This window comes from Ruminococcus sp. CAG:57 (genome assembly GCF_000435935.1).
In the GTDB taxonomy this organism is placed as follows: domain Bacteria; phylum Bacillota; class Clostridia; order Oscillospirales; family Ruminococcaceae; genus Hominimerdicola; species Hominimerdicola aceti.
Window position 1 is genome coordinate 121,718 of sequence record NZ_FR890716.1, and the last position, 6,609, is coordinate 128,326.

8 protein-coding genes are annotated in these 6,609 nt (G+C 45.2%); 1 reads left to right on the plus strand and 7 read right to left on the minus strand.

The genetic code is table 11. From position 1 onward, the window contains the following. The 7 genes from QVO88_RS05155 to QVO88_RS05185 all read right to left on the minus strand — a co-directional run. Positions 1–566: NAD(P)H-dependent oxidoreductase (locus tag QVO88_RS05155; RefSeq protein WP_288177790.1), on the minus strand; the 566-nt coding region annotated here is incomplete at its 3' end. A 9-nt stretch (positions 567–575) separates the two neighbouring features. Next, positions 576–1,919, minus strand: coding sequence for a phosphoglucosamine mutase (glmM, locus tag QVO88_RS05160; protein WP_022287456.1), 1,344 nt, complete (start codon positions 1,917–1,919; stop codon positions 576–578). A gap of 210 nt (positions 1,920–2,129) precedes the next feature. Next, positions 2,130–3,167 carry a Holliday junction branch migration DNA helicase RuvB gene (ruvB, locus tag QVO88_RS05165; RefSeq protein WP_022287457.1) on the minus strand — a complete coding sequence of 346 codons (1,038 nt, stop codon included), beginning with the start codon at positions 3,165–3,167 and terminating at the stop codon, positions 2,130–2,132. A 16-nt stretch (positions 3,168–3,183) separates the two neighbouring features. Beyond that, positions 3,184–3,783 carry a Holliday junction branch migration protein RuvA gene (gene ruvA / locus QVO88_RS05170; protein ID WP_022287458.1) on the minus strand — a complete coding sequence of 200 codons (600 nt, stop codon included), beginning with the start codon at positions 3,781–3,783 and terminating at the stop codon, positions 3,184–3,186. A 1-nt stretch (position 3,784) separates the two neighbouring features. After that, entirely contained in the window at positions 3,785–4,288 is a 504-nt protein-coding gene (gene ruvC, locus QVO88_RS05175) for a crossover junction endodeoxyribonuclease RuvC (RefSeq protein WP_022287459.1), read from the minus strand. A 218-nt stretch (positions 4,289–4,506) separates the two neighbouring features. Then, the gene (locus QVO88_RS05180) at positions 4,507–5,016 is read right to left on the minus strand and encodes a Gx transporter family protein (protein WP_022287460.1); all 510 of its coding nucleotides are present in this window, start codon (positions 5,014–5,016) and stop codon (positions 4,507–4,509) included. 10 nt (positions 5,017–5,026) lie between these two features. Then, entirely contained in the window at positions 5,027–5,398 is a 372-nt protein-coding gene (locus QVO88_RS05185) for a NusG domain II-containing protein (protein WP_022287461.1), read from the minus strand. Positions 5,399–5,880: 482 nt separating this feature from the next. Between QVO88_RS05185 and QVO88_RS05190 the strand changes: the two genes are divergently transcribed. After that, a partial coding sequence (locus QVO88_RS05190) for a UDP-N-acetylglucosamine 1-carboxyvinyltransferase (RefSeq protein WP_288177792.1) occupies positions 5,881–6,609 on the plus strand: 729 nt, incomplete at its 3' end.

Consider the following 6,609-nt stretch of genomic DNA (forward strand, 5'->3'; position numbering starts at 1 on the left):
ACCTTTGGCTCAAAGCTGTCGCTTTTAAGCTTTGCGGCAATGCTGTCGGTCTTTTTCTCTATCTTCGCAAGCATTTTGTCTGAAACCTTGCTCCAGCTCGTTGCGTGTATGCCGAAGCCTATCTTATATATCTTAGGCACTCCCCAGAATGACAAGCTATCCGCCATATCTTTGTTAGTGCTTTTCATGCCTGCACCTGCGGCTGTAGATATGACCACAGCACGCTTTGAGAACATTTTCTCCTCTGGGCGGTGGACTATCCAGCGCCAGCCGTAATGGTCGAGCCATGCTTTCATCGAGCCTGTGCAGTGGTAGACATACACAGGGGAAGTAAGTATCAGCACGTCTGCTTCGTCCACCGCTTTGGTGATAGGGTCGAGCTTCTCATAGTGAGGACACTTTTCTTCGCCTTTCATAAAGCAATTGGTACAGCCGCAGCAAAACTCGCCGAAATCTCTCGGCAGGAAGAACTCTGTCACCTCGCCGCCAAGTTTATCGGCTAACATTCTGCCTATATGATATGTAGAGCCTTTATGGTTTTGACCATTTATCAAAGCTATTTTCAAAATATCACCTTACATTTTTTCGATAAGCTCCGCTATCTTGTGTGCATATTCTGTGATTATGCCTGTTCTCTTGCCCTCTATCATAACACGAACAAGAGGCTCTGTGCCTGACTCACGAACAAGTATCCTGCCCTCGTCACCAAGCTTTTCGGAATACATCTTTATAGCGTCTGTTATCTCAGGGACTTTATCCCACATACCCTTTTTGTCTGCTGTTATCTTAACGTTCACAAGCACCTGTGGATAGCACTCCATGCAGGAAGCAAGCTCGCTTGCCTTTTCGCCTGTACATTTGAGGACTGTCAGAAGCTTTGTACCTGTCAGCTCACCGTCGCCTGTGTTTGCATAGTCAAGAAGAATAATATGACCTGACTGCTCACCGCCTATATTATAACCGCCCTTGAGCATTTCTTCAAGAACGTATCTGTCGCCAACCTTTGTGGTAGCGGCAACGATGCCGTTTGCCTTTGCATACTTGAAGAAGCCAAGGTTTGTCATAACGGTAACAACGCAGGTATTATTTTTGAGGATACCCATGTTCTTCATATATTTTGAGAAGATAGCAAGTATCTTGTCACCGTCGATAAGCTCGCCCTTTTCGTCAACTGCAAGGCATCTGTCAGCGTCGCCGTCAAAGGCAAGACCGATATCGCAATGATTATCAACAACTGCCTTTTGCAGACCCTCGATATGTGTTGAGCCGCAATCCTTATTTATATTCGTTCCGTCCGGCTTATCGTTGAGCATTATGCACTTTGCACCAAGTCCCTCGAAAATTCTCTGTGCGCACACGGAAGCTGAGCCGTTTGCACAGTCAAGAGCCACACGGATACCGTTGAAATCTGTCTGAACTGTTTTCATAACGTAGCGGATATAATCCCAAGCTGCGTCCTTTTCGTAATAAACGTGACCTATATCACAGCCGTCCTTAAGCTCTATCTTTTCAGGTGTGTCAAGGATAAGTGCTTCTATCTCGTTTTCTATCTCGTCAGAAAGCTTGAAGCCTGTGCCAGAGAAAAGCTTTATGCCGTTAAACTCAACAGAATTGTGTGAAGCGGATATCATAACGCCTGCGTCTGCGTTGTATTTCTTTACAAGCATTGCAACGGCAGGGGTAGGAACAACACCGAGTATATGAGCGTCTGCGCCAACTGAGCAGATACCTGCCACCAGTGCGGACTCCAGAATGTCGCCTGAGATACGGGTATCCTTGCCTATGATTATCTTAGCCTTGTGGTTTATTTCCTTTGTGAGCACCATTGCGGCAGCTCTGCCTATCTGCATAGCAAGCTCACAGGTAAGCTCTGTAATAGCTACTCCTCTTGCGCCGTCAGTTCCAAATAATCTTCCCATAATAATTAGCTCCTTTTCGAGGTCATACCTCTATATTATTTTTTTATTTATGTAAACTCTGTATTAACACACATATTAAATTTATCCAATACAATTTTTATCAAAGACAGAAAAGTGCGGTAACGGCGACCAAAGGTCGCCCCTACAGAACAAGAAATTCATCGCCGCTAGGCGATACCTTAATTCCTCACTCCTCACTCCTCACTAAGCTCACAGGTGCGTTTGTCCGTCCTTGAGAAATCCCAGATGATCGTAAGCAAGCTGTGTCGCCACACGTCCCCTTGGGGTCTTTGATAGGAAACCTAACTGCATAAGATAAGGCTCGCAAACGTCCTCAATGGTGACTGACTCCTCGCCGATAGCCGCCGCAAGGGTTTCAAGTCCCACTGGGCCGCCGTCATAGCCTTTTATTATCATAGTCAGCAGACGTTTGTCGAGAGAGTCAAGTCCCAGCTTGTCAACGTCCATTCTGTTGAGAGCTATCTTTGCAATGTCTGCGGTTATCCTGCCGTTGCCCATGACTTCGGCAAAATCCCTTACTCTTCTGAGAAAACGGTTTGCTATTCTCGGAGTTCCTCTTGAACGCTTCGCTATCTCCTCTGCACCGTCATCATCACAAGCCACGCCAAGCAAAACTGCAGAACGCTTTACGATATCAGAAAGCTGTTCTGTATTGTAAAGCTCCAAACGCTGGATAACGCCAAAACGATCTCTCAGCGGTGCAGAAAGCGAGCCTGCTCTTGTGGTAGCGCCTATAAGAGTGAACTTGTTAAGCTCGATCCTTATAGACCTTGCCGCAGGGCCTTTGCCCATGATTATATCCAAGGCATAATCTTCAAGGGCAGGATAAAGAACTTCCTCCACCTGTCTTGAAAGGCGGTGTATCTCGTCGATAAAAAGCACGTCGCCTTTTTCAAGGTTTGTGAGAAGTGCCGCAAGGTCGCCCGGCTTTTCAATGGCAGGTCCTGATGTTATCCTGATGTTCACTCCCATTTCATGGGCAATTATGGCAGAAAGTGTGGTCTTGCCCAGACCAGGCGGGCCGTAAAGCAGAACATGGTCAAGGCTGTCGCCCCTGTTTTTTGCCGCTTGTATATATATTTTCAGGTTCTCCTTGACCTTTTCCTGACCGATATACTCGTCAAGTGTTTTAGGTCTAAGGCTCACCTCAAAATCGTCAGTTGTTTCCGCCTGAGTTTCTTTCGGGGTGACTATCCTGTCTATATCAAAATCTCCTTTTTCGATCATTTATGGAGTTCTCCTCTCAAAATTTCGCAAGTCCGATAAGGGCTTTCTTTATAAGCTCTTCAACGCTCAAATTCGGGTCAAGCTTTGATATCACTGACATTGCTTCGCCCTCGGTATATCCAAGCACCACAAGGGCTGTGACAGCTTCTTCCACAGCTCCGCTTGGAACAGCCGCAAAGCCCTGAGCCGCATTTCCTCTGACGGATATGGTATTCTCTTTTGCCACCTTATCCTTAAGCTCGAGGACTATCCTTTGTGCTATCTTTGTACCGATACCCTTTATCTTTGTGAAAGCCTTTGAATCCCCCGTTGCAACCGCAAGCGCAAACTGTGACGGAGAGCAGGCTGAAAGTATGGCAAGACCTGCCTTCGGACCTACTCCGCTGACAGATATGAGCATACGGAAGCTTTTAAGCTCCTCCTTAGTTGCAAAGCCGAAAAGCTCAACGGCGTCCTCCCTTACGGAGAGGTGAGTGTAAAGCTTGACTTCGCTTTTGCCTGCAATCTGCTGCAAGGTAGAAAATGTTGTTTTGCAGGCATAGCCCACGCCTGCACATTCTATTACGGCAAGGTCGCTCTCGGTATGAACGAGCTTTCCGCTAAGTGAATATATCATATTATTTCTCCTCAAAATTTTTCATAACACGCCTTGTGTTCACCGAAAGCCCGTGAGTTATAGCGATAGCCACTGCGTCCGCTGTATCATCAGGCTTTGGGATAGCTTTAAGATGAAGCATGGTCTTTGTCATTTCCTGCACCTGCTTTTTCTCGGCACGTCCATAGCCGACTATGGAGCATTTCACCTGCAAAGGCGTATATTCATAGATTGGAATATTTCTTATTATGGCAGGAAGCAGTGTCACTCCCCTTGCCTGTGCAACGTCAATGGCGGTCTTTTCATTGGTATTGAAAAAAAGCTTTTCTATTCCCATTTCGTCAGGCTTATAGGTGGTTATTATCTCGGTCATATCATCATAGATGACTTTCAGCCGTCTGTTGAAATCCATATCTGAAGAAGTGGTTATTGCACCGTAGTCAACAACAGTGAATTTTCCGCTGTTGTATTCAAGCACTCCGAATCCCACAATGGCGTAGCCCGGGTCGATACCAAGTATTCTCAAATCCACTCCTCCGTTCAATTTCAACGCTATCCTATAATGACCCTATTATAACAACTAATTATACCATATTTTTCGGTCAAATGCAAGCAAAACGCTGAGTTTTCACCTATTTCTCACAAGGCGAAAATGTAGAAATGCCACTTTGTGAAAAGTCTGTTTTTGGCTAAACTGACTATAGAACAAAACAGCGGTCATCAGGTATGCCCCTGACGCCACTGTTATCTTTTTATGCTGTATTTTCTAAGCGGCGACTTCCACAATCTTTGGAGGATAAGACCATTGAGCGTGCCTGTGAGAATGCCGCTTATTATGAGATAAGGCAAAAGGCTGAACACCGCCCATGTGCCTGATATCACTGCCGCCGCACAAAGCTGACCTATGTTATGGAAAAAGCCACCAAAAGCTGATGTCACCCAAAGCTGGTTTTCACCAACTCTCGAAACCGCAATGCACATGGCGAGATACGCTAAAATTCCGCCTGTGAGTGAGAACGCAAAGCTCACCACAGTTCCGTAAAGTCCTGCCGCAAGGATTATCCTCAAAAGCAGCACCAAGCCTGCCTCTTTTCTGCCGATAAAAAGCATTGCTGCCATTGTGACGATATTGGCAAGCCCAAGCTTCATGCCGCCTATGGGCATAACAGGAAACTGTGCTTCAACCATGAAAATGATAAGTGACAAGGCGGTAAAAATTCCTATAAGGGTGATTTTTTGTACTGATATCTTCATGCTTCCACCCCTATATCACAGCGTCAGCAGAGGTCTCACCGACTATTTTTATCACAAGCTTGTGCGGTGCACAAATGACGGTCTGTCCTGCGTGGGATATCTTTCCTGCATGAACACAGGTCTGGTTCGAGCAATCTGCGACAGACACCCAAATGCTTCCCTCGCCAACGGTTATGGTATTATTGCCGTTTTCTGTTTTTATCTCAAAGGAATACTCCTTATCGGGGGAAAGGTCAGAAACTGTCTTTATTAGCTTGCCGTTTTCATATATCTCGGCAGAATTTTCTCCGCTCTTTCCACCTGTGAGGAAAATAAATATCAGGCACGCAGCGATAACAGCCGCAAAAACTGCCGCCCATATGAGATTCTTTCTTTTTACCACTGCCGCACTCCCCTTTTTACAGTATATCTGTTGTTATGAGTATACCACAGCCGTTCTTTTTCGTCAAGACAAACGGCAAGTGTCTGATTTTTTGTACTTAAATATTACAGCAAGGTTACAATAAGGTACAAGATTTCGTACAGTTGTAACATTGCTGTAATTTTCACCGAAAAAGCCGAAAAAATTGTCGAAAATTTATCAAAATATCCTTATTCACTATTGATTTTTTGAATGGGGTGTGTTAAAATATAAGAGTTGAGTATTCTATTGTTAAGAGTATGTGAACATTTGTTCTTTTTTATAGACCGCCATAGCCTGCATTATATGGGCAGATTTAACGATTGCTTGGGTGTATGTTAAATGATTTTAACCAAATCGTTGAAATTCTTGCTTTTTGCTTTTATTTTGCCTGTGGCTGTGGTATAATAATCTGAGCGTCGGCAGAGAGATAAGCCGACAATCTCGTTAAGGAGTGTGTAAACTTGGAGAAGTTTGTTATACATGGAGGTAAGCCGTTGCATGGTACTGTGCAGATAAGCGGTGCAAAAAACGCTGCTGTTGCATTGGTTGCGGCAACTATCCTGTGCGACGAGCCGTGCGTTCTTGAGAACGTGCCTGAGATAAGCGATATAACTAAGTGCATGAAGATTCTGCGTGAAATGGGCGCAGAGGTCAGACTTTTAGATAAAAATACTATATATTTTGACACAAAGGGCATTGAAAAGCCTGAAGTGCCATATGAGCTTGCAAGAACCATGAGAGCGTCATGCTATTTTCTTGGAACACTGCTTGGAAGATTTCACGAGGCTTTTGTTCCGATGCCGGGCGGCTGTGACCTTGGCGACAGACCTATAGATCAGCATTTGAAAGCTTTCAAGGCGCTTGGTGCGTCTGACGAGATAGTGAACGGAGCTAATCATGTCACAGCAGACGAGCTTGTGGGCAATCAGATATACTTTGACTTTGTTACAGTTGGCGCAACTATGAATGCAATATTTGCCGCTGTAAAGGCAAAGGGGCTTACTATAATCGAAAATGCGGCGAAAGAGCCTCATATCGTTGACCTTGCGAACTTCCTTAACTCAATGGGTGCTGATATCAGAGGCGCAGGTACAGACGTTATCAAGATAAGAGGCGTTGATTACCTCAAAGGCGTTACCTATGCGACTATCCCTGACCAGATAGAGGCAGGCACTTATATGGTAGCGGCG